Source organism: Pseudomonas sp. NPDC079086 (assembly GCF_044542155.1).
GTDB lineage: Bacteria > Pseudomonadota > Gammaproteobacteria > Pseudomonadales > Pseudomonadaceae > Aquipseudomonas.
In genome coordinates, this window is sequence record NZ_JBITTY010000003.1 from 366,192 (window position 1) to 386,966 (window position 20,775).

Annotated in this window: 15 protein-coding genes; 4 read left to right on the plus strand and 11 right to left on the minus strand. The window is 57.6% G+C overall.

Translation table 11 applies throughout. From position 1 onward, the window contains the following. Window positions 1-78: 78 nt before the first annotated feature. The gene (gene recQ / locus ACIGEK_RS16455) at window positions 79-2,205 is read right to left on the minus strand and encodes a DNA helicase RecQ (protein WP_397494360.1); all 2,127 of its coding nucleotides are present in this window, start codon (window positions 2,203-2,205) and stop codon (window positions 79-81) included. 166 nt (window positions 2,206-2,371) lie between these two features. Here recQ and ACIGEK_RS16460 point away from each other — a divergent pair, with 166 nt between their 5' ends. The 4 genes from ACIGEK_RS16460 (at window position 2,372) to lapD (ending at window position 6,110) form a co-directional block, all read left to right on the plus strand. Beyond that, window positions 2,372-2,959 (plus strand): UPF0149 family protein, encoded by a 588-nt coding sequence (locus ACIGEK_RS16460; protein ID WP_397494361.1) that lies wholly within the window; start codon window positions 2,372-2,374, stop codon window positions 2,957-2,959. Between the two features lie 9 nt (window positions 2,960-2,968). After that, a complete protein-coding gene (locus ACIGEK_RS16465; RefSeq protein ID WP_397494362.1) occupies window positions 2,969-3,367 on the plus strand; it encodes a YbaN family protein in 399 nt (132 codons plus the stop codon). A 91-nt stretch (window positions 3,368-3,458) separates the two neighbouring features. Beyond that, complete coding sequence (gene lapG, locus ACIGEK_RS16470) at window positions 3,459-4,151, plus strand: cysteine protease LapG (protein WP_397494363.1); 693 nt, start codon at window positions 3,459-3,461, stop codon at window positions 4,149-4,151. Window positions 4,152-4,160: 9 nt separating this feature from the next. Beyond that, window positions 4,161-6,110, plus strand: a complete 1,950-nt coding sequence (lapD, locus tag ACIGEK_RS16475; protein ID WP_397494364.1) for a cyclic di-GMP receptor LapD — start codon at window positions 4,161-4,163, stop codon at window positions 6,108-6,110. A gap of 79 nt (window positions 6,111-6,189) precedes the next feature. On the opposite strand, the gene ACIGEK_RS16480 is transcribed toward lapD, so the two are convergent. The 10 genes from ACIGEK_RS16480 to ACIGEK_RS16525 form a co-directional block, all read right to left on the minus strand. Next, window positions 6,190-7,596 (minus strand): sigma-54-dependent transcriptional regulator, encoded by a 1,407-nt coding sequence (locus ACIGEK_RS16480; protein ID WP_397494365.1) that lies wholly within the window; start codon window positions 7,594-7,596, stop codon window positions 6,190-6,192. A 6-nt stretch (window positions 7,597-7,602) separates the two neighbouring features. Next, the gene (locus ACIGEK_RS16485; protein WP_397494366.1) at window positions 7,603-8,811 is read right to left on the minus strand and encodes a sensor histidine kinase; all 1,209 of its coding nucleotides are present in this window, start codon (window positions 8,809-8,811) and stop codon (window positions 7,603-7,605) included. 185 nt (window positions 8,812-8,996) lie between these two features. Next, on the minus strand, window positions 8,997-10,469 hold the full coding sequence (locus ACIGEK_RS16490) for a sigma-54 dependent transcriptional regulator (RefSeq protein ID WP_397494367.1): 1,473 nt from the start codon (window positions 10,467-10,469) through the stop codon (window positions 8,997-8,999). Window positions 10,470-10,711: 242 nt separating this feature from the next. Beyond that, the gene (gene fliT, locus ACIGEK_RS16495; RefSeq protein WP_397494368.1) at window positions 10,712-11,008 is read right to left on the minus strand and encodes a flagellar protein FliT; all 297 of its coding nucleotides are present in this window, start codon (window positions 11,006-11,008) and stop codon (window positions 10,712-10,714) included. A 27-nt stretch (window positions 11,009-11,035) separates the two neighbouring features. Further along, on the minus strand, window positions 11,036-11,416 hold the full coding sequence (gene fliS / locus ACIGEK_RS16500) for a flagellar export chaperone FliS (protein WP_397494369.1): 381 nt from the start codon (window positions 11,414-11,416) through the stop codon (window positions 11,036-11,038). Between the two features lie 72 nt (window positions 11,417-11,488). Further along, window positions 11,489-11,881 carry a flagellar export chaperone FliS gene (gene fliS, locus ACIGEK_RS16505; RefSeq protein WP_397494370.1) on the minus strand — a complete coding sequence of 131 codons (393 nt, stop codon included), beginning with the start codon at window positions 11,879-11,881 and terminating at the stop codon, window positions 11,489-11,491. Continuing rightward, a complete protein-coding gene (fliD, locus tag ACIGEK_RS16510) occupies window positions 11,881-13,341 on the minus strand; it encodes a flagellar filament capping protein FliD (protein WP_397494371.1) in 1,461 nt (486 codons plus the stop codon). The genes fliS (ACIGEK_RS16505) and fliD overlap by 1 nt, the downstream gene beginning before the upstream one ends. A 76-nt stretch (window positions 13,342-13,417) precedes the next feature. Further along, window positions 13,418-13,810: a flagellar protein FlaG gene (locus tag ACIGEK_RS16515; protein ID WP_397494372.1), complete on the minus strand. Its 393-nt coding sequence runs from the start codon at window positions 13,808-13,810 to the stop codon at window positions 13,418-13,420. A gap of 72 nt (window positions 13,811-13,882) precedes the next feature. Further along, a complete protein-coding gene (locus ACIGEK_RS16520; RefSeq protein WP_397494373.1) occupies window positions 13,883-15,367 on the minus strand; it encodes a flagellin in 1,485 nt (494 codons plus the stop codon). Between the two features lie 291 nt (window positions 15,368-15,658). Beyond that, window positions 15,659-20,707: a glycosyltransferase gene (locus ACIGEK_RS16525; RefSeq protein WP_397494374.1), complete on the minus strand. Its 5,049-nt coding sequence runs from the start codon at window positions 20,705-20,707 to the stop codon at window positions 15,659-15,661. Window positions 20,708-20,775 lie beyond the last annotated feature (68 nt).

The following is a 20,775-nucleotide window of genomic DNA, read 5'->3' on the forward strand; positions in this document are numbered from 1 at the left end:
GGCTGAAAACACCTTAGCCGCTCGTACCGGGGGCCACAAGCCGAACCATCCGCGGGAACAACAGCCCCGCGTGGCGTGTTAGGCCTCGAATTCCGCCTGCAAGGCCGCTCGCACGCAATGCAGGATGCCCAGTTCAACGCGCCCGGCAAACTGCTCACTGATGGCTGCTACTGGTGGTAATTCACCCTCACCATCGAGAAAAGCATCCTGAATCTCGCCGAGCAATGCCTCGGGTACATCCAGCGCCTGCTCCAGGGACAGCTGCTGACGGCCGATGGCTTCGGCCAGCAAGCCGTAGACATTCTTCTCGCTGCAACTCAGCTGACTGGCGATCTGCGCCGGAGTCATGCCGGCACGTGCCAGGCTGACCAATTCATGACGCAGGTCGACCACCGCACGTGGCGCTTCATCATCCGCACCGAGCACGGCCAGGAAGGCCTCGCCATAACGCTCCAGCTTGCGCGCACCGACGCCACTGACTCGCGCCATTTCGGCCAGGGTGCTGGGCTTGCTGCGCAGCATCTCCAGCAAGGTGGCATCCGGGAAGATCACATAAGGCGGCACGCCATGCTCTTCCGCCAGTTTGCGCCGCAACGCGCGCAGCGCTTCCCACTGGCCACGCTCCTCGCCACGTACCAATTGGCTGGCCGCGCTACTGGAAGCCTTGGCGCTTTGCTGCGGTTTCAGATCACGGCGCAGCTGCAGGCTGACCTCGCCCTTGAGCAAAGGCCGGCAACTGTCAGCGAGCCGTAACCCGCCAAAACCTTCGAGGTCGACATCGGCCAAGCCGCGCGCCACTAACTGGCGAAACAAGGAACGCCATTCACCTTCAGCCAGCGCCTTACCAATGCCGAACACCGCCAGGTGTTGATGACCGACACCGCGAATTTTCTCGTTATCGCGGCCGAGCAGCACGTCAACCAGGTGCCCCACGCCATAACGCTGACCCGTGCGATAGACCGCCGACAGTGCCTGCCGCGCCGGCTCTGTGGCATCCCAGGTCTGCACGCCATCGATGCAGTTGTCGCAGTGTCCGCAGGGCTGCGGCATGTCTTCGTCGAAGTAGGCCAACAGGGCCTGACGCCGGCAGCGGGTTTCCTCGCACAGCGCCAGCATGGCATCGAGCTTGTGCTGCTCGACGCGCTTATGCCGCTCGTCACCCTCGGAGTTGTTGAGCATCTGCTTGAGGAAAATTACATCCTGCAGGCCGTAGGCCATCCAGGCATCCGCCGGTAAACCGTCGCGGCCAGCGCGACCGGTTTCCTGGTAATAGGCTTCCAGAGATTTCGGCAGATCAAGATGGGCGACAAAGCGCACGTTGGGTTTGTCGATGCCCATACCGAAAGCAATGGTCGCCACCATGATCAAACCTTCCTCATTGAGAAAGCGCTTCTGGTGGTAGGCACGCAGCTCATTGGCCAAGCCCGCGTGATACGGCAACGCCGGGAAGCCCTGCTCGGAGAGGAATGAGGCAACCTCCTCGACCTTCTTGCGCGACAGGCAGTAGACGATACCGGCGTCACCCTTGCGCGCCGCGAGGAAGTTCAGCAGCTGCTTGCGCGGCTGCTCCTTGGGCACGATGCGATAAAAGATATTCGATCGATCGAAGCTCGACAGAAAGCGCTCGGCATTTTGCAGGTGCAGACGCTGAACAATTTCCTCGCGGGTACGCATATCCGCCGTGGCAGTCAGAGCGATGCGCGGCACGTTGGGGAACAACTCGGCGAGTTGGCCTAGCTGCAGGTATTCCGGGCGGAAATCATGCCCCCACTGCGATACGCAATGCGCTTCATCGATGGCGAACAGGGCAATGTCGAGGTTCTGCAGAAAGCTCAGCATGCGCGGCTGCACCAGCCGCTCAGGGGCCAGGTAAAGCATCTTGATCTCGCCGCGCTTGATCCGTTCGGCAATCTCACGCTGCTCATCGGCGTTCAGCGTGGAGTTCAGCGCTGCAGCCGCCACACCCAGCTCGTCGAGGGTCGCAACCTGATCGTCCATCAGCGCGATCAGCGGTGAAACCACCACCGCCAGGCCTTCACGCAGCAGGGCCGGCACCTGAAAGCACAGCGACTTACCGCCACCGGTGGGCATCAACACCAGGGCATCGCCGCCACTGGCCACGCGCTCGATAATCGCACCCTGACGGCCACGGAAGCTGTCGTAGCCGAATACGTCTTTGAGGATGCGTTGCGCGTGCTCGAGCATGAAGGGTCTCCGAAACAAGCCGCGCATTATACGCAAGTGCCGCTTGGGCACGTGCAGGCATGCTGGAGTTTGATCCGATTTTCGCCACCCGTGGCCTGCGGCTATGGCCGCTATGGCCGCTCTAGACTAGAATCCAGCCTCGTTTACTCCTTCAAGGTAGCCCCCGATGTCCTTCGCCGAGCAACTCTCCCGCCTGCAAGCCTTCCTCGATGCCGATGAGCTGCATGAAGAGGCACTGGACTACATCGCCGCCCATGGCTACCTGACCGCCCTATCGATCTGCCCAGAGCAGGTACCGGAGCGCGAATGGATTGACGCGCTGTTCTCCGAGCCACCGCACTACCGCAGCGACGCCGAACGCGAAGAGATCGAAGCTACCCTGATTCAGCTGCAAAGCCATATCGCCCGCCAGTTGGCCAGTGACGATGAACCCGACGTACCGTGCGAACTGGACCTGGGCGAAGAGCCGGACGATTCCGACCTGCGCGGCTGGTGCATCGGCTTTATGGAAGGGGTGTTCCTGCGCGAAGCGGTATGGTTCGACGACGCCGAAGATGAAGTCAGCGAGCTATTATTGCCAATCATGGTCGGCTCCGGCCTGTTCGACGAGCAACCTGAATTCGCCGAAATCGCCCGTGACCGCGACCTGGTTGACAGCATGGTCGAACAGATCCCCGAGCTGCTGACCGCCCTGTTCCTGCTGTGCAATGCACCGGAAGAAAAGCCGGCCCTCCTGAAACCACGTCACCACTAAGCACGCGCCATGGCGCGTGAGATTCAGGAGCAGCGCAACCCCGCCATTCGCTACGCTCTGCTGGCCATCGGCTGGCTGAGTGTGGCGCTGGGGGTAATCGGTATATTTCTCCCCGTATTACCCACTACACCGTTCCTGCTGCTGGCTGCCGCGTGTTTTATGCGCAGCTCAAAGCGTTTCTACCTGTGGCTGGTCAATCACCGCCAGCTTGGCCCGTGGATTGTCGACTACCTCGAAGGCCAGGGCATTCCGCTCAAGGGCAAAATCTACTCCATCGGCCTAATGTGGCTGAGCATCGGTCTGTCGTGCTACCTGGTGCCGCTGTTCTGGGCCAGGGCTTTTATGCTGACCAGCGCGGTACTGGTTAGCCTGTACATCCTTAGACAGAAAACCCTGGTCAAACCCTAAGCACCACACCAGCCGACATTCGGTATATTCAGCGCGGCAAAAATCAGCGGCAACACCTAGACTTTCCCAATCTCCGGCCGAGGCGCGGTACATGCCACCCCGTCAGCTCACTCAAGGATGGTTCAAGCGCCTCAACCGAGCGTTGCTGGGCGGCTGCATCCTGCTGATCGGTCTGGCCAGCGCCCTGGCCAACTGGGATTTCGGCGTCATCCTGAAAAATGCCGAAAGCCGCTACGGCAACCTCGGCGCAGCCAAGCAGCGCATCCAGGCCTGGGAAGCGCAGATCAAGGCCAGCACCGACAGCAGCGAAAGAGACAAACTCACCGAGGTCAACCGCTTCTTCAATCGGCAGATCCGCTTTGTTGACGATATCCAGTTGTGGAAGCAGAACGACTACTGGGCCACCCCCATCGAGATGTTGGTCAAGGGCGCCGGCGACTGCGAAGACTATTCCATCGCCAAATACTTCACCCTGCGCCGCCTTGGCATCCCCAGCGACAAGCTACGCATCACTTACGTCAAGGCGCTCAATTACAACCAGGCGCATATGGTCCTGACCTACTACGCCAGCCCCGGTGCCGAACCATTGGTACTGGACAACCTGATCAACGAAATAAAACCCGCCTCACAGCGCAAAGACCTGCTGCCGGTCTACGCATTCAATGCCGAAGGGCTCTATCTAGCAGGCTCCAATAGCAAAAAGAGCGACTCCAAGAAGCTCTCGCGCTGGCAGGACATCTTGAAAAAAATGCGCACGGAGGGCTTCGCCATCGGCGAAGGCTAGGAGGAACCTATGTCTCTACTCAAGCAGCTATTTCTCGCCATCTGCCTGTTCCTGGTGGTGGCCTTTACCGGCAGTTTTATTGCCGGCGTGGAAAGCTCACGCGAGCAACTGCTCAGCCAGCTGCGCTCGCATGCTCAGGACGCCGCAACCGCACTCGGACTGTCGATGACGCCACATGTGGATGACCCTGCAATGATCGAGTTGATGGTCAGCTCGATCTTCGACAGCGGTTACTTCACCAGCATCCGCGTGCTGCGCATCCCCAATGATGAAGTGATTGTCGAACGGCGCAACGACGACGCCATTACAGAAACCGTACCGGCCTGGTTTAGCGAGCTGGTTGACCTGCAACCCCAAGGCGGCGATGCACTGATCATGCGTGGTTGGGAACAGGCCGCACGGGTCGAGGTGCTCAGCAACCCGCAATTCGCCTTGGCCAAACTCTGGGACAGCGCCATCGGCAGCCTGATCTGGCTACTGCTCTGCGGTCTGGTTAGCGCCGTGCTCGGCGGCTGGCTGCTGCGCACCCAACTGCGCCCACTGGACAACATGGTGCAGCAAGCTCAGGCCATCACTCGCCGCGAATTCCTCACCCTGCCCAAGGTGCCACGTACACCCGAGCTCAAACGCGTCGTCACCGCCATGAACCAAATGGTGGAAAAGCTGAAAACGCTGTTCGCTGAAGAAGCCGCCCGCAGCGAGAAACTGCGTGAGGAAGCCTATCAGGACAGCATCACCGGTCTGGCGAATCGCCGCCTTTTCGACATCCGCCTGGCCCATCAGCTGGCGATCAACGAGCAGAATGCCGAAGGCTACCTGATTTTATTGCGCGTCAATGACCTCGGCGGCCTCAACCAGCGCCTCGGCGGCCAGCAGACCGACGCGCTGATTGCCGCCATTGGCGAGCTGCTCAAACGCCTGCTTAACCAGACCAACCGTTCGGACTGGCTGGCCTCACGTAGCCGCGGCGGCGAGTTCAGCCTGCTGGCTCCCGGCATTGGCAGTGAAGAAGCCGACCTGCTCGCCGGCGAGCTATTCACCGGCCTGGAAAGCCTGCGCCAGACCGGCGCCAGTGACTGCACCCCGGTTGCCCACATGGGCATTGCCGCCTTCCGCACGGGCGAAGAACCCAGCCAGGTCATCGGCCGCGCCGATCAGGCCCTGGCGCAAGCGCAGAACGACCCAAGCCGCCACTGGGTACGCCTGGACGACTACAACGCGCAACCGACTCAGGGCCTGCACGACTGGCGTACCTGGATCGACGACGCGCTGAACAAGCGCAAGCTGCAGCTGTATTTCCAGCCAGTCACACAGTGCGCAGATCGCAATCAGCTGCTGCATCACAAGGTCCTGGCACGCCTGCTTGACCCGCAAGGTGAAGCCATTGCTGCCGGCCGCTTCCTGCCGTGGATCGAGCGCCTCGGCTGGACCGCGCGCTTTGACCTGGCCATGCTCGAACACAGCCTGGCGCACCTGAGCCAGCATGCTGCGCCACTGGCCCTCAGCCTATCGGCAGCGACCCTGCGTGATAGCGAAACCCTCAAGCGTATCTTCGACATCCTCAGGCAACACCCGCAGCAGGCCAGCCTGCTGACCTTGGAAGTGGACGAGCGTCACCTGCCACCGGCGGCCGAGTTGGAAGCGCTTAGCCAGGGCATCCGCGACACCGGCTTCAACCTGGGCCTGCAGCACTTCGGCGGGCGCTTCAGCCTGATCGGCAACCTCACCCACCTGGGCCTGGCCTACCTGAAACTCGATGGCACCTATATCCGCGCCATTGACCAGGAAAGCGACAAACGTATGTTTATCGAAGCGGTATTCCGCGCCACCAACAGCATCGATCTGCCATTAATTGCCGAGATGGTGGAAACCGAAGGCGAGCTGGCGGTGCTCAAAGAGCTGGGGCTCTACGGCGCAATGGGCCGCCTGCTAGGTGCGCCAGAACCCTGGAAAGACTGATCCACCAAGGCAAACGGGGTAGTCCGCTTTACGGCCTACCCCGTTTAAATACAGCGCTTAGTTACCAGCAAACAGCGGCTCAGCTGGCAAACAGATAACCTTCCACATCCATCCCTGCATCACGCATCTGCGCCAGCTTATAGCGCAAGGTCCGCGGACTGATGCCCAGGCGTTCTGCGGCTTCCTTACGGCGACCACGCTCAGCGCGCAGGGTATCAATAATCATCTGAAACTCATGCCGGCGCAGATCATCGCCCAAGGCACCCGCTTCTGCCGGCGAGGCGTCTTGCGGCGCAGGTGCGCTATTGACCACCACCGCCAACAGCGGCTGTGCGGACGGCGTAACCGCCGAACCAATCGGTGCCAGCAGGCAAAGATCCTGCGGCTGAATCAGGCCACCCTGCTGCAGGATCAACGCGCGCTGAATAGCGTTATCCAACTCGCGCACATTGCCCGGCCAGCTATGGCTCATCAGGCTCATCTGCGCCTGAGGGGAAAGCCGAATCGGCGCGTGGTTCATTTTCTTCACGTACTTGGCCAGCAGCCGCTCAGCCAGCGGCACGATGTCCGCAGGACGCTCACGCAGTGGCTGCCAGGCTAGTGGAAATACCGACAGGCGATAGTAGAGGTCTTCACGGAAGCGCCCCGCCGCCACCTCTGCAGCCAAGTCGCGGTTACTGGTGGCCAGTACGCGGATGTCCAGAGTGATCGGCTTACGCGCGCCAACCCGTTCCACCTCACGCTCCTGCAGCACGCGCAACAGCTTGGCCTGCAAGCCCAACGGCATTTCAGAAATCTCGTCGAGCAGAATGGTGCCACCCTCGGCCAGTTCGAACTTGCCCGGAGCACTGGCAATCGCCCCGGTAAATGCGCCCTTCTCATGGCCGAACAGCGTGGCTTCGAGCATGTTGTCCGGAATCGCTGCGCAGTTAATGGCGATAAAGGGTTTACTGCCGCGTGGCGACTGCTGGTGGATAAAGCGCGCCAGCACCTCTTTACCGGTACCGGATTCGCCCGTGATCAGCACAGTGGAATCGCTCTGCGCCACCCGCGTGGCCAAAGCCAGCAGTTGCACACTGGCGGGCTCTTCAGCGACTGGCCCGTCCTGTTCGCTGGCAGACACACGGCCCAACGCATGCCGATCCACCAGCGTCAGCAGAGCTTTCGGCTCGAATGGTTTGACCAGATAATCCGCCGCGCCTTGGCGCATGGCATCCACCGCCCGCTCGACCGCGCCAAAGGCGGTCATCAGCAACACCGGCAGTTGCGGCTGACGCTGGCGAATCTGCGCGAGCAACTGATGGCCATCCATGCCGGGCATGTTCACGTCACTGACCACCAGGCCAAAAGGCTCTTCGGCAATCGCCAACAGCGCCGTCTCAGCACAATCCACTGCGCGGTAATCATGCCCACCCAGCGCCAGGGTATCGGCCAGTGCCTCGCGCAATGCGCGGTCATCTTCGACCAATAGAATTTTGCTCGCCATGGATGGTTACTCCTGAATCAAAGGGTGCGTAGCACCAAGCAGAGGCAAGGTGAGAATGGCGCACGTGCCACGCCCCGGCCGCGAACGCAGTTGCACATCGCCCTGATGGGCACGCGCCACTGCCTTGACCACGGCCAGGCCAAGCCCGGTGCCGGTGGTTTTGGTGGTAAAGAAGGGTTCACCGAGGCGCGCCAGCGTCGCGCTGTCGATGCCTGGGCCGTTATCGCTGATGCACAGACGCAGCGTTTCACCACGCTGATACAGATGAATCTTCAACCGCGCTTCACGGCCGCCGGCCTGAATCGCGTTCTCGATCAGATTGAGCACCGTGCCAACCAGGGTGTCACGGTTGCACAACAACTCGCCCGCACGGCTGTCGCACTGCCAGCGCACCTGCATGTCGAGCACATGCGGTTCGGCGGCGCTGCGCAGCGCATCGAACAATGCCTTGGGCGCCAAACGATCCGGCAGCGGCAGCTCGCCACGGGCGAAGATCAGCATGTCACGGACCTGGTGTTCCAGTTCATGCAGGCGTTCTTTCAGGCGTCCAGCAAAGCGCTGCTGCTGTTCAACCGGCAACACTTGCTCAGTCAGATGACTGGCGTAGAGCAAAGCGGCGGAAAGCGGTGTCCGAATCTGGTGGGCCAAGGACGCCACCATACGGCCCAAGGCAGACAAGCGTTCGTGGCGGGACAGTTGATCCTGTAAGCGTCGGGTTTCTGTCAGGTCGGTCAACAACACCAACTGACCAGGTTCCGCGTGCAAAGAACGGGTGGCAATCGACAGACGCCGGCCATCCTTCAGGGAGATTTCGTGGCCATCATCCTCGCGCGGAGCGAAGTTGCGCGCGATGACCTGGCGCCAGAGCATGCCTACCAGGGGCTGACCGAGCAGATTACGCGCCACCGGATTGGCCTCGCGCACCACGCCCTGACCATCGATCACGATCACCCCACCGGGTAGCAGATCCAGCAAGCTCTGCAGGCGATGAGCCAGACGCTCTTTCTCGGCCAACTCCTGCATGCGCTGCGCACTGACCAGCGCCAACTGGCCCTTGAGCTCGGTCACTCGCGCCTCGAGCATGCTGTAGCTGGTACTGAGCTGAGTCGACATCTGGTTGAACAAGGCAAAGGCCTGTTCGAGTCCGGCACGGCTGGCCTGCTCCACGGGAGCAGGCGCTTCGGATTCTTCAGGGCGTTGGGCGTTAGCGTTCATGGTTCTCTCTCGCGCTGCGAGCCGTCATAAGACAGTCAGTTGCAAGAGAGATAGCAATACCCGTGCCTGAAAAAATATCCTTTTAAATCAAAGCTGTAAAAAACAAAGCCGAAGGTTGCGTCAAACCTTCGGCTTTATTGGATGGACAAACGCCAAGTCACTGACGACTGCCAGGCAAAGCAGACTCAGTCGTCCAGACCCTCATCATCACGTCGGCTCATGCCGTACTTGCGCATCTTCTCGACCAAGGTGGTACGGCGAATGCGTAAGCGCTCAGCGGCACGCGCGACCACGCCACTGGCATCATCAAGCGCCTGCTGAATCAAGCCCTGCTCAAGGTTGCCCAGGTAATCCTTCAGGTCCAGGCCTTCCGGCGGCAACATGGCCATCGAATCCACACCCGGCAGCCCAGCCAGGATGGTGGCGCGCTCATCCAACTCATCGCGCAGAGTCGCCACCATGCTCTCGTCTTCATCGTCGACATGGCGGAATTTCTTCGGCAGCTCGCCCACGCCAATAACACCGTAGGGATGCATGATCGCCATGCGCTCGACCAAGTTGGCCAGTTCGCGCACGTTACCCGCCCAGTCATGCCGGCATAAAGACATGATGGCCGCCGAGTTAAAACGGATAGAGCCGCGCTTCTCGAACTCCATACGCGAGATCAGCTCATTCATCAGCAGCGGAATATCCTCGATGCGCTCACGCAGCGGGGCCATTTCAATCGGAAATACGTTCAGCCGGTAGTACAGATCCTCACGGAAACTGCCATCTTCGATCATTTGCTCAAGATTCTTGTGCGTGGCAGCAATGATCCGCACATCAGCATTCTGAGTCTTGTTACTGCCCACCCGCTCAAACGTACGCTCCTGCAATACGCGCAGCAGCTTCACCTGCATTGGCAGCGGCATATCACCAATTTCATCGAGAAACAGCGTACCGCCATTGGCCAACTCGAAACGTCCGGCACGGCTGGTAATAGCACCGGTAAACGCGCCCTTCTCATGGCCGAACAGCTCGCTCTCAAGAAGCTCGGCAGGGATCGCACCGCAATTGACCGGAACAAAAGGACCTTCACGACGTTTGGAGTGGTAATGCAGGTTGCGCGCGACCACTTCCTTACCCGTACCCGATTCGCCAAGGATCAGCACGCTAGCCTCGGTATCGGCCACCTGCTGCATCATCTGCCGTACTTGCTGAATAGCTCGGCTGGTGCCAACTAGGCTGCGGAACAGATTGGTCTCGCGCTGCCGACCGCGCTCACGCGCCTGATCGTACATTTCGCGATAAACCTGAGCCCGATGCAGCGAGTCGAGCAACTTGTTGTAACTCAACGGCATTTCTAGCGTCGCTAGCACGCTACGGCGTTGCTCTTCCGGCCACTCCGCGGCGACCTGGTCGTTAATCAGCAACGTTGGTAGAAACTCGTCCCAGGCCGCCAAGTGCTTGAGCATTTCCAGCACGCCGCCTTTGGCTTTCACGTCGCCAAGCAACACGCTGAGCACTTCGCGACTAGAAGCCAAGTCCGCGACACACTGCTGCCAATTCTGGCTGTCACACGCCAGGTGGTCTTCACCCAAAAAATTCAAAATGACCGTCAAATCACGACGGCGCTCGCTGTTATCGTCAATCAGAAGAATTTTGGTTTCACGCCACATAATTTATTTACTGATCCTGGAGTGAAAAACGCGCCCGCCGCCCAATAACAACTCGACTCAGCGCCGGCAATTGGCCAGTAGTAAAGTCAATTTTTTGTTAATAGTCAATTTTATGGCGTGCTTTAAATTGTGTCCGACAAGCAGACTAAGCAGCTGTTTAACAAAGAAGGGGAAAGATCGGGGTAGAACGTAGACATATACCAGAAGGTCGATACCGGACAGCATCGACCGAAAACAGCTAATCAGCCAAACAACTGATAGACCTTGGCGCCTTGTTGCGACTGATTCAGCTGTAAAAGCTCATGAGCCAAGCGCTCTTGTTCGGCCTGGCAAACGCTAACCAGCTCGCGATAAAGATCCAGCAACTCCTGCATACGTGCACGTAGCGTTTCTTCATCGCTGGCGGACTCGACCATGGCTTCGTCAACGGCCAGGCGGCACTGCAAATCCAGCTCGCCAATGGCAGCCCAGTCCTGAGTAGCCAATGCGGCACGCAACGCGCTGCCGGTTTCTTCTAGACGCTGCACGGATGAACTCATAAACAATTCCTCAGGCGGGAAACAGCATCACTCGGCGATCGCATCCCAGCCAGCTTTTACATTACGCAACAGGCCTGCCACTTCATCCAGCGGCGCTATTTCATTCTGTACATTGGCATCAACCAAACGTGTAGCCATGTATTCGTAAAGGCTGTCCAGATTGGCAGCCACTTCACCGCCCTGCTCCAAATTGAGGCCTTCGCGCAGGCCACCGATGATACCGATGGCTTTACTGATCAACTCGCCCTTGAGTGCAACTTGATTACGCTCCATGGCTCCGCGAGCTTGAGCCAAACGAGTCAGCCCACCTTCCATCAACATCTGGATCAATCGATGCGGGCTGGCTTCAACAGCCTGAACCTGGGTATTGACGGTTTGATACTGCTTGAGGGCCGCCATCGCGTTCATCGTTGTTCTCGCTGTTCTGTTTGCTGGATACCTTGTGTATCGGCGCTACAGAACAAAGCTTTAGCAACGAAATCAGTTTCCTACAGCCGGTTCAACCTCTGATCCGATGGCATCCCAGGCACTTTTGATCTGCTCAAGCAGCGCCTGGACCTCATCCAGAGTACGCGGCGTACTGTCGAGTGCGACGCCTGCTAGGCGACGGGTCATATAGTCGTATAGCGAATCTAGGTTCTCGGCAATCTCACCGCCCAACCCCTTATCCAAACTAGCCTGCAATACACCCAAAATAGTAATGGTGCTACCAACGGCCATGCCGCGAATCTCGGCATCCCCCTCAACCTGGGCATGCTTGGCCAACATCACTCGCTGTAGCGCCCCTTCAAGCAGTAACTGGACTGTACGATAAGGCGAAACATCGTGACTGGTGTTGACCTGCTTGTAGGTATCAATCGGTTTCTTGCTCATTAGTTATCCTTTTTCACAAAGCCTGGCAGGCTAGCGAGCTGGTTAGCTAGGCTCTCACTGGTTTTTTGCAGGCGAGAAACCAAGGAATCCATGGCGTTGTACTGGGCATAGAGTCGATTCTGCAAACTTTCAACACGCTTATTCAGGGAAGTGCGCTGCTCATCAACACTCACCTTGGTTGCCTGAAGCGCGTCAGTACGCTGCTTGAGTACGCCAGTGGTCCCTACGTAAGCACCCACAGACTTAGACAGACGGCCCATCAGACCGTTATCACCGGCTAAGTAACCTGCGACCTGATCAAAATTACCATCTAGGGCCTTGGTTAACTTAGTGTCATCAAGCTTGAGCTTCCCATCCTTTTCAGTGGTTATACCTAGATCAGCAAGCGCGCGCACTCCACCTTCACCGGTCATCTTCACCATTTCGTTACGCAAACTGGATAACACGCTGCGTATGGAGGAGTCACCAAGCAAGGGGCCCGTTACCGGGTTACCACCATCAACCGGAACAACTGCAGTCAGCTGAGAAGTCGTGCCGATCAACGCATTGTATGCATCGACGAATTTCTGCAGATTAGTCTTCACACCACCCTTATCGACACCCACCGTGACGCTGAGGGTTTTACCATCCGTTAGATCTGTAGCGCTTTGCGCTGTAACCAGATCAAGCGTCACCCCTTCCAGAGCATCAGTAATTCGGTTGCTGTCGCGCACCAAGTCCAGACCATCAATAGATATCTTGGACGACTGGGCCTTGGTAATAACACCACCAGCCCCCGTGGTAGAACTAGGCGGAACGAAGGCATCAGCATTGCCAGGGTCAACAGTAGGGGAAAACGCCTGGGACGTTAGTGAGTTATCGCCAGCGGTGACATTATCTTCATTAGCTACGATCTGAATGTCGTTGCCTGCACCACTTTTAGTGGAACTCAATACCAGTCGCGAGCCAGAGTCATCAGAAATGATGGTTGCACTAACACCACTAGTCTTTCCGGCCTCATTGATCGCATCACGCATACCAGCCAGGGTGTTGTTGCTCGCAGTGATATCAACATCAAAGCTCGAACTACCGCCTGAAATAGTTAGCGTACCGCTGTTGAATGTAGCGGCATTGCCACCCGCGACCGACTGCAAAGCAATCTTGCTACTGGTCGCCAGCTGCTTAACCTGAACGCTGTAATTACCTGCAGGCGCAGTGCTGGCAGCAGTGACTTTAAGGGTGCTTGTACTAGAAGAACTCGCCGTTCGCGACTCAAATAGCGAAGCCTTGTTCAGCGAATCGACGGCGGTCTTGAAGGTATTAAGCGCGCTAGTTAGCGAGCCCATTGCCGAGATGCGCGCAACTGTGGTCTTCTCGAGACGGTCCAGCTGATTGGTTTTCGGTGCCTTTTCGGCATTAACCAACGCTGTCACGATTTCGTCGATTTTGATTCCTGAGCCAATGCCCGTAATCCCGACCATGCTTCACCTCGCCAAAATAATGACTGCAACACGCTAGATAAGCGTTAACAGTCAAAAGCTGTGCCAACCTACCTGGCTAGGCCTCAGCTTTGAATAACAAACTACGAACCTCCGAAAGATTTTCTGCTAGTTGCAGCGCTTCTTCAGAAGGGATTTGCCGAATCACATCGCCCGAGCCGGCATCAGTGACCTTGACCACTACGCGCCCACTCCCCTCTTCGAGGGAGAAGTTCAGGCTACGGCGAACCGATTGGACAAAGTCCTGGATCGTGGCCACAGCCGCTTCGACGTCTTCACGGGAAGCTGGAGTGCCACTCTCAGCATTTTCGACTGAAGCCGTCGCACTGCTCTCCGATGACTTACGCTCAACAGCGCCAGCCACAACCTTTGCAGCTGAATCCGGTGCACGCTCTGCTTTCGAGGCAGCAGCGACAGGTGTAGACGTAACTTGAATAGAACTAATGTCCATAACTTTCTCCTCAGAATGAGGGAACGGGGAGAAGAGCTAAGCCCTTCCCCCCGTAGTCTAGCGCCTTTACCCTTAGCCGAGCAGGCTGAGTACAGCCTGTGGCAGCTGGTTAGCCTGGGCTAAGATCGCAGTACCGGCCTGCTGCAGGATCTGATTCTTGGTCAGTTCCGAAGTTTCAGCAGCGAAGTCAGTATCACGGATCCGGCTACGAGCGGCAGAGGAGTTCTCGGAGATGTTTTGCAGGTTCGAGATAGTGTTCTCGAAACGGTTTTGAACAGCACCGAGCTGGGCACGCTGGCTATCGATATTGGAGATCGCACCGTTGATGATACCCAGAGCATCCTGTGCACCTGTTGCGGTACTGATATCGATGGTATTGACCGCATCCAACTCACTGAAACCGTCAGTACCCAAGCCGCCAGTCAGACCATTAACGCTGAAAGCATCAGCTGCTTCGAGCTGAACTTGGCCGTCTGCACGCGCACCACCACCCGCAACGATAGTTGCAGCAGTACCTACATCAGTTTCACCATCAAAGCTCTTCGTGGTCAGAGTCGCACCGCCCGAGCCTGCATAGTTGCTGATGCTGATTGCATCACCGCGAGAGCTAACAAGCTCAATGGTGCTACCTTTGGAGACCGCAGAAATACCAGTCTTACCCGTTTCGCGGTTAATTGCATCTGCCAAGGAAGACAGATCGCTCAAATCACTAACCACGGCAGAGACAGACGATGAGTCAGTTGCAAGTGACTTACTGGTCAAGCCCGACAGATCGAAGGAAACGGTCCCGGAAGCAGTGATGCCACCCAAAGTTGCAACGGTACGAGCATTCGCCGTCACACCCGTTTCATCGCTCTTGGCGTTAATAGCACGAGCTACTTCACTGGCAGAACCACTAGCGGCACCAGCAATGGCCACGTCGCCATCAGACAGCTTAGAGTTGATGTTGAAGGAAGAACTACCGTACGCACTACCCGATGTGGCACTGAACGCAGCCCCCGAAGCAGTAGCTGCAGCACCTGCGCCATCAGTAGTGAAACGGTTGATACCAATACGGTCAGTAGCAGCAGAGCCGATCGAAACACTGATAGTTTCGTAGGCGTTAGCGCCAACCTGGAAGCTTTGCGAACCGAAGGAACCGTCGAGGATCTTACGACCACCGAAGCTGGTGGTTTCAGAGATGCGGTTCAGTTCTTGTTGCAACTGCGACACTTCGCCTTGCAGAGCTGCACGCTCAGTCGCACCGTTGGAACCGTTAGCCGATTGCAGGGCCAGGTCACGGATACGCTGCAGAATACCAGTCGACTGCTGCAGCGCACCTTCAGCGGTTTGCGCCAGGGAGATGCCGTCGTTGGAGTTACGGGTCGCAACGTTCAGACCGTTGATCTGGCTGGTCAGACGGTTGGAAATCTGCAAGCCGGCGGCGTCATCCTTGGCACTGTTGATGCGAAAGCCAGTGGACAGGCGCTGCAGCGAAGTGTCCAGGCCTTTGGATGAGCTGTTGAGGTTACGCTGAGTGTTGAGTGACGCTACGTTTGTGTTGACTGTAAGGGCCATGGTGTTTGCCTCCAAAGGACCGTGCTACTGAGTTTGTCTGAGCCTGCGAGCTTCGGGCCTGCTTTGCTCAGACGCCCCATAAAGTTCGCATTCGATCTTTATATCGGCGGCCTTAAGAACAGCTTTAGCAACTCGTTCTATTTTTTTTTCCGCATATAGAACAATTACTTAAGCGGCAAACCCGAGAAAAATTTGGTATCTGCCGACATCCCGACGGAAAATACCGATTTTTTTCACACACCAAAACAGCTTTCTTAATGCATCACACAAACCGACAGCATGTTGTCGGCATCAATCGGGCAACCATGAGACTCTCCAAGCCTCAATATTTGCCCCATCCAGCATCCAGCCATCCTGTACCTGACGACGCAGCTCATCGCCCATCCTGGCACTCGCCTCCAGATCACTGATGTGCATACGAATGGCGTCGACCCAATCCTTGAAACGGTTTTTCACCCGAGTTACCGGCAATGCGCCCTGGTAGCACACCAAGTCACTGCAAACTACCGGGAAACCACACGCGCCGTACTCAAGAAGACGCAAGTTGCTTTTGCATTCGTTGAACAAGTTCTGCTCGACTGGTGCCAAAGCCAGATCCAGATCCAGCCGGGCCAATGCGGCTGGGTACAGATCAATTGCAACGCCGGCATGCAACTCCTGTACATAAGGACGAATTCGGTCCGGGCACATCCCCATAAACACCCATTCGACCTCGCCTGCCAGCTCCTTGACCACATCAGCGATCAACTCAAGATCACCGGTATGACTGACACCACCCGCCCAGCCAACGCGAGGTTTCCTGCCGCGTTGCCGCTTGGATGAGAGGCCGCTCCACCAATCCACCGGCAAGCGGTTCTCAACCACCCGAATGTCCCCATGCAAACCGGCAAAGGCCTCAGCCAACGGCGCAGTGGATACCGTGAAGCGATCAACAAAGCTCAGCCCCTTGCGCAGCGACTTAAGTATGTCTTTTGGCATCTGCGGACGATGCACGCTTTTGAGTGGCAGGTTGGGCAGGTAATCGTCCAACTCATAAATGGTGAAAGCGCGCGAGAACTTCTTGATCCGCCGCATCGCATCCAGCCGCTCATCACCTATTTGTCGTTGCAACACAATCACGTCAGGATCAAGACGTTCCAGATCCGGCACCTGCAACAGCCCAATAGACATCATGCCATCGACCATTCCGTACTCTTTAAGCGCCGAGAACGGTTTGATCACACGGTAGTTACCGCAGCCAAAGGGGTCCGCCGGATGCGCCAGTATCACTGGCAGCGGGCGCCAGCTCAGTGGACGCCAGGTCAAACCGGCGTCAGTTTCTAAATCAAAACCGCGCCCGCTGAGCGCCAGATTACGGTTGTAAGCAGGATCACGTGCAATATCGGGCAGGTGACGCTCATAGAGAGCATCCTGCTCAGCCACGTCAGGCTCTCGGTATACATGGTCATGCATTAACACCGCATGAGCAGCCCATACGGTCAGGTAACCCGCTGAACGCACCCGAAGGCAGAAATCGACATCACGGTAGGCACTCAGCGTTGTATCCAACCCGCCGACTTGATGATAGATCTCAGCGCGGACCATCAGACAGGCATCGCTGACGGCGCTGTAGTTCTGATCGACCTGCAGGCGCTGTAGGTAGCCAGCGCTGTCCATTGCTTCACCGGCAAAAGCACGACCTGCAGGACCGCGCAGCCCGAGCAGCAAGCCCGCTTGATCAATACGCCCATCACCGCTCAGCAGTTTGCCGCCAACGACACCGACTTCAGGACGCTGCGCGTGATTGAGCAATTCATCCAGCCAGCCGTCGCTCACCGCGACCGCCTCACCAGACAACAACAGCAAGTACTCGCTTTGAGCTGCCAGGGCTGCCTGATGCTGGGCCTGGGTAATATCCGCAGCTGCAACAACCCGGAGCCGGGCGTCTGCCAGATCAGCAATACCCTGCAGCCACACCTGAGTATCCGCATCCATCGCTTGATGGGCGCCGAACAGGATCTCGTAATGCCCGTAGCGGGTTTTCTCGAGCACACTGTCCAGGCAACGCTGTAGACAGACAAGGGACGTGTCGACCGCAATAATGATCGACACCAGCGGTGTATTCGAATGGCCGTAATCAATGCGATAACGCGCAGGCAACCCCGGAACAACCCGAGCCTGATAGCCACGCTGAGCCAGATGACGCTCAATAACGCGCCGCTCATCCGGGTTGTCCCGAAGCGCAGGTGCATCCGTGATCAGCAGTGGTTCATCGACATGCCCGAGACCAACCAACCCTTCCTGCTCGATGAGCCGGGTCAACAGTTCGAACTCAAATGCCTCAGGGAACTCGGCGTCGAATCCACCGGCAGCGAGGAACAGATCTCGGCGATACAGCCAATGACGCGCAATGACCAGCGGGAAACTGAGCAGCAGATCGAGGTTGAACCCTGGCAGAAAGGCGCCACCCAGGCTGCCATCAGGCAAGCGCTGCAATTGGTCACCATAAATTGCACGGCACTCCGGGTTTGCCGCCAACTCAAGCCCAGCGACCATCAGTCCACTGGGGGTGAACTCATCGCCGGCGTGGGCCAGCATGAACCAAGCAAAATCGCTCTCATTCACTACGCGGTTAATCTGGGACGCCAGGGTTTCATCGCTCAGTCGAACGAAATGCAACTTATCCGCCGCAGAGGTTTTCGGTACATCAGCGCTACTGGTCAGCACCACGATCTTCAGGGTGGCATACAGGCAGCGCTCGCCGATCAGGCTCTTTAGGGTTTGCATCAAGGGCGGCGATTGTCCTTCAAGATCAAGCACGATGATGCCGATTAGCGGGCCGCCATTTTGATCCTGGAGGTATTCATTAATCAGGCGATTTTCCGTCTCGGTCGGAATACGCTCCGCTAGCCAACGCTGCAGAGTAGGTATTTTGGAGCGTACTTCCACCGATACGCCCAGACGCTGCAGCATATCCCCACGTTCATGCGTCAATACCTCACTGTCCGAGCCGGGGTAACGCTGATACAGCAGTTGATAAAGCGCCGGGAAGTTCTTCCGCTCCCGGCCCAGCATGTGATCGTCACTAGTGCTCTGCTCACGCGTGTGAACTTCACTGGTCACAACCGGCACATGAACAAAGGGGTAGCGCGTGGCCAGACGCAGGAGCATGTCCCAGTCCTCGAACGCGGCGAGGCTGGTGTCGAACTCGCCTACGGTCGCCAGCATCTGCCGTGGATGCGCCCAGGTATTGACCGGAATGTAGTTCTGCACAAACAAGCGGTCGCGATCGAACACCTCATGCTTGAACGGCTGGCCACGAGCCAATTCGATGCGCTGCCCGTCTTCAAGCTTTTCGTTGACGTACTCAACGCCGGTATAAATGACACTGCCCGGATGCTGCTCGAAGGCCTCGGCCAGCACCGCCAGGTGATTGGGTAAGTAGATGTCGTCGTCGTCGAGGTAGACGATGTAACGCCCACGCGCCAGTGCCAGCCCCGCATTACGGGCAGCCGACAGGCCCTGATTGCGCCCCTGACGGATATAGGTGATGGGGAAGTCGTAGACCGCCAGCAGGTGCTCAACCGGCTCCCCATTATCGTTGATCAGGATGACTTCAAAATCGCGCAGGGTCTGGCTGCCGACACTGGCCAAGGCGTCCTTGAGCAGATCGGGGCGGTTGTAGGTGGTGAGGATGATGGAGAACAGAGCGCGCTCGCCAAACGCGGCCAGTGCTTCGAGCCGCACACACAGAGACTGCAAGCGCGTACCCAACGGCGAATGCTTTTCATTGGGGTACTGGCCAAGCCGTCCGCGAAGATGCGCCGCGACATCCAGTTCTCGCCCGCTTAACTGACGTTCGGCGCCGCGCTCGAACACACCCTCGACAATGAGAATGTGGTCTTCGAGTGGAGCGGTGGAGGCATAAAACTCCGTGGAATGTTGTTCAGAGTGGACACGATACCCAACACCCGGAATATGAGTGAATATAAAATCCGGGTTACGCTCCGCTAGCTGTACGGCCATATCCCAGTCACCGGCTCCCTTCAGCCTGGGATTCCAAGACCAGCCTGACAACAACGCCTGACGCCTAATGATGGTGGCAGAAGGCGTGATGTAGTTGTCGTATACCAATAAATCAGCGACTTCGTTTCGGTCACCCACATAATCCGTGAGCCGGTGCCCCGGATGGCGTGGCGAAGCCAATGGTGCGCCCTGGTCGTCGATGTAATTTACAGGCGCGTAGCCAAGCGCAGACTCAGGGTGTTCCTGCAACAACGGCAACAATCGAAGAAAATGACCGCTGAGCAATATGTCATCGGCCATGAGTACTGTCATGAATTGCCCGGTCGCAATACGCATCCCATTGAGTACATTGTGACTCGGGCCAATATTCCGACGGTTGCGCATGAAGCGAACTCGCGGATCAGTCGCAAAAGACTTCATCACCTCGGATGTCTCATCTGAGGAGGCGTTATCCAGTACCAGAACCTCTAGAGACTGGACGCCCTGAGACAAAACCGAAGCGACGGTCTGCCCAACGAAACGTCCATAGCTGTATGAGGGGATGATGACACTGATCAATGGAGTGTCTCCCCTGACCTGAATCGCATCAGCGGCAACAGCCGCCGTCAGAGCATTGATCCAGGCGTCAATGGAGTATGGATAGCTATCCGAACTCGCCCAAAAGTGCCGCATCGCCTCCACCATCGCCCGATAATTCTCAGGCGCCATGGTGTCTAGAAACAACTCAAGCGTATCGCGATCAGGAAAGCGCCTGCCGTCCACATAGCTGTTTTCCGGGATCCAGGCAGGCACCGGCCAGTCCGCCACGTGCACAGGCACCATGCCATTACGCAAACAATCCAGCCAACAATCGGACAGCCAGCCCGAGACGCGCTCAGCGCCCTCGCAATAGGCGAAATGCGCTTTGCTGACATCATCTATGCCCTCTCGGCCATAAACGGCTACCTGCTCGGTAGCGAATGGACGCGACGCGGGCTGCTCACCCATCTCAATAGACGGGTTCAGACAAATCTGGCGCTCGTCGCTGAGGGGGTTGCAGCCCGGCATGAAGATGCGTGCAAAGTGGTGCTCATAAACTGCTTCACAGCGCTGTCCGGCATCCAGCAACAACAGGTAACGACGTAGCGGCGACTCGAAACAGACTTTCGGTTCAGATTCACGCGTGAGCACGACCTGTAACAAAGCGTCGAAGCCCTGTGTATCAACGGCCTGCAAAGGCTCGAACAACAAACCATTGGCATCGCCGTATTCGCGCAATTGCGACCAAGGCAATAGCTCACTGAGCCTCTGCCAGTCTTTTTCGTTGAGCAGGAATATCCGCTGTGGATCACCCACTGAGCTACCTGCGACGCCAATCCGCCAAGGCGCCCCAGGACACCGTCCGCCTGCTATGCCTGCCCACT

What these genes read in the sequence shown, in the direction of transcription:
- ACIGEK_RS16460 (WP_397494361.1), top strand. Translation starts at nt 2,372, where the DNA reads ATGTCCTTCGCCGAGCAACTCTCCCGCCTGCAAGCCTTCCTCGATGCC.
- ACIGEK_RS16465 (WP_397494362.1), top strand. Translation starts at nt 2,969, where the DNA reads ATGGCGCGTGAGATTCAGGAGCAGCGCAACCCCGCCATTCGCTACGCT.
- lapG (WP_397494363.1), top strand. Translation starts at nt 3,459, where the DNA reads ATGCCACCCCGTCAGCTCACTCAAGGATGGTTCAAGCGCCTCAACCGA.
- ACIGEK_RS16480 (WP_397494365.1), bottom strand. Translation starts at nt 7,596, where the DNA reads ATGGCGAGCAAAATTCTATTGGTCGAAGATGACCGCGCATTGCGCGAG.
- ACIGEK_RS16490 (WP_397494367.1), bottom strand. Translation starts at nt 10,469, where the DNA reads ATGTGGCGTGAAACCAAAATTCTTCTGATTGACGATAACAGCGAGCGC.
- fliS (WP_397494369.1), bottom strand. Translation starts at nt 11,416, where the DNA reads ATGAACGCGATGGCGGCCCTCAAGCAGTATCAAACCGTCAATACCCAG.
- ACIGEK_RS16515 (WP_397494372.1), bottom strand. Translation starts at nt 13,810, where the DNA reads ATGGACATTAGTTCTATTCAAGTTACGTCTACACCTGTCGCTGCTGCC.
- recQ (WP_397494360.1), bottom strand. Translation starts at nt 2,205, where the DNA reads ATGCTCGAGCACGCGCAACGCATCCTCAAAGACGTATTCGGCTACGAC.
- lapD (WP_397494364.1), top strand. Translation starts at nt 4,161, where the DNA reads ATGTCTCTACTCAAGCAGCTATTTCTCGCCATCTGCCTGTTCCTGGTG.
- fliS (WP_397494370.1), bottom strand. Translation starts at nt 11,881, where the DNA reads ATGAGCAAGAAACCGATTGATACCTACAAGCAGGTCAACACCAGTCAC.
- fliD (WP_397494371.1), bottom strand. Translation starts at nt 13,341, where the DNA reads ATGGTCGGGATTACGGGCATTGGCTCAGGAATCAAAATCGACGAAATC.
- ACIGEK_RS16485 (WP_397494366.1), bottom strand. Translation starts at nt 8,811, where the DNA reads ATGAACGCTAACGCCCAACGCCCTGAAGAATCCGAAGCGCCTGCTCCC.
- ACIGEK_RS16520 (WP_397494373.1), bottom strand. Translation starts at nt 15,367, where the DNA reads ATGGCCCTTACAGTCAACACAAACGTAGCGTCACTCAACACTCAGCGT.
- fliT (WP_397494368.1), bottom strand. Translation starts at nt 11,008, where the DNA reads ATGAGTTCATCCGTGCAGCGTCTAGAAGAAACCGGCAGCGCGTTGCGT.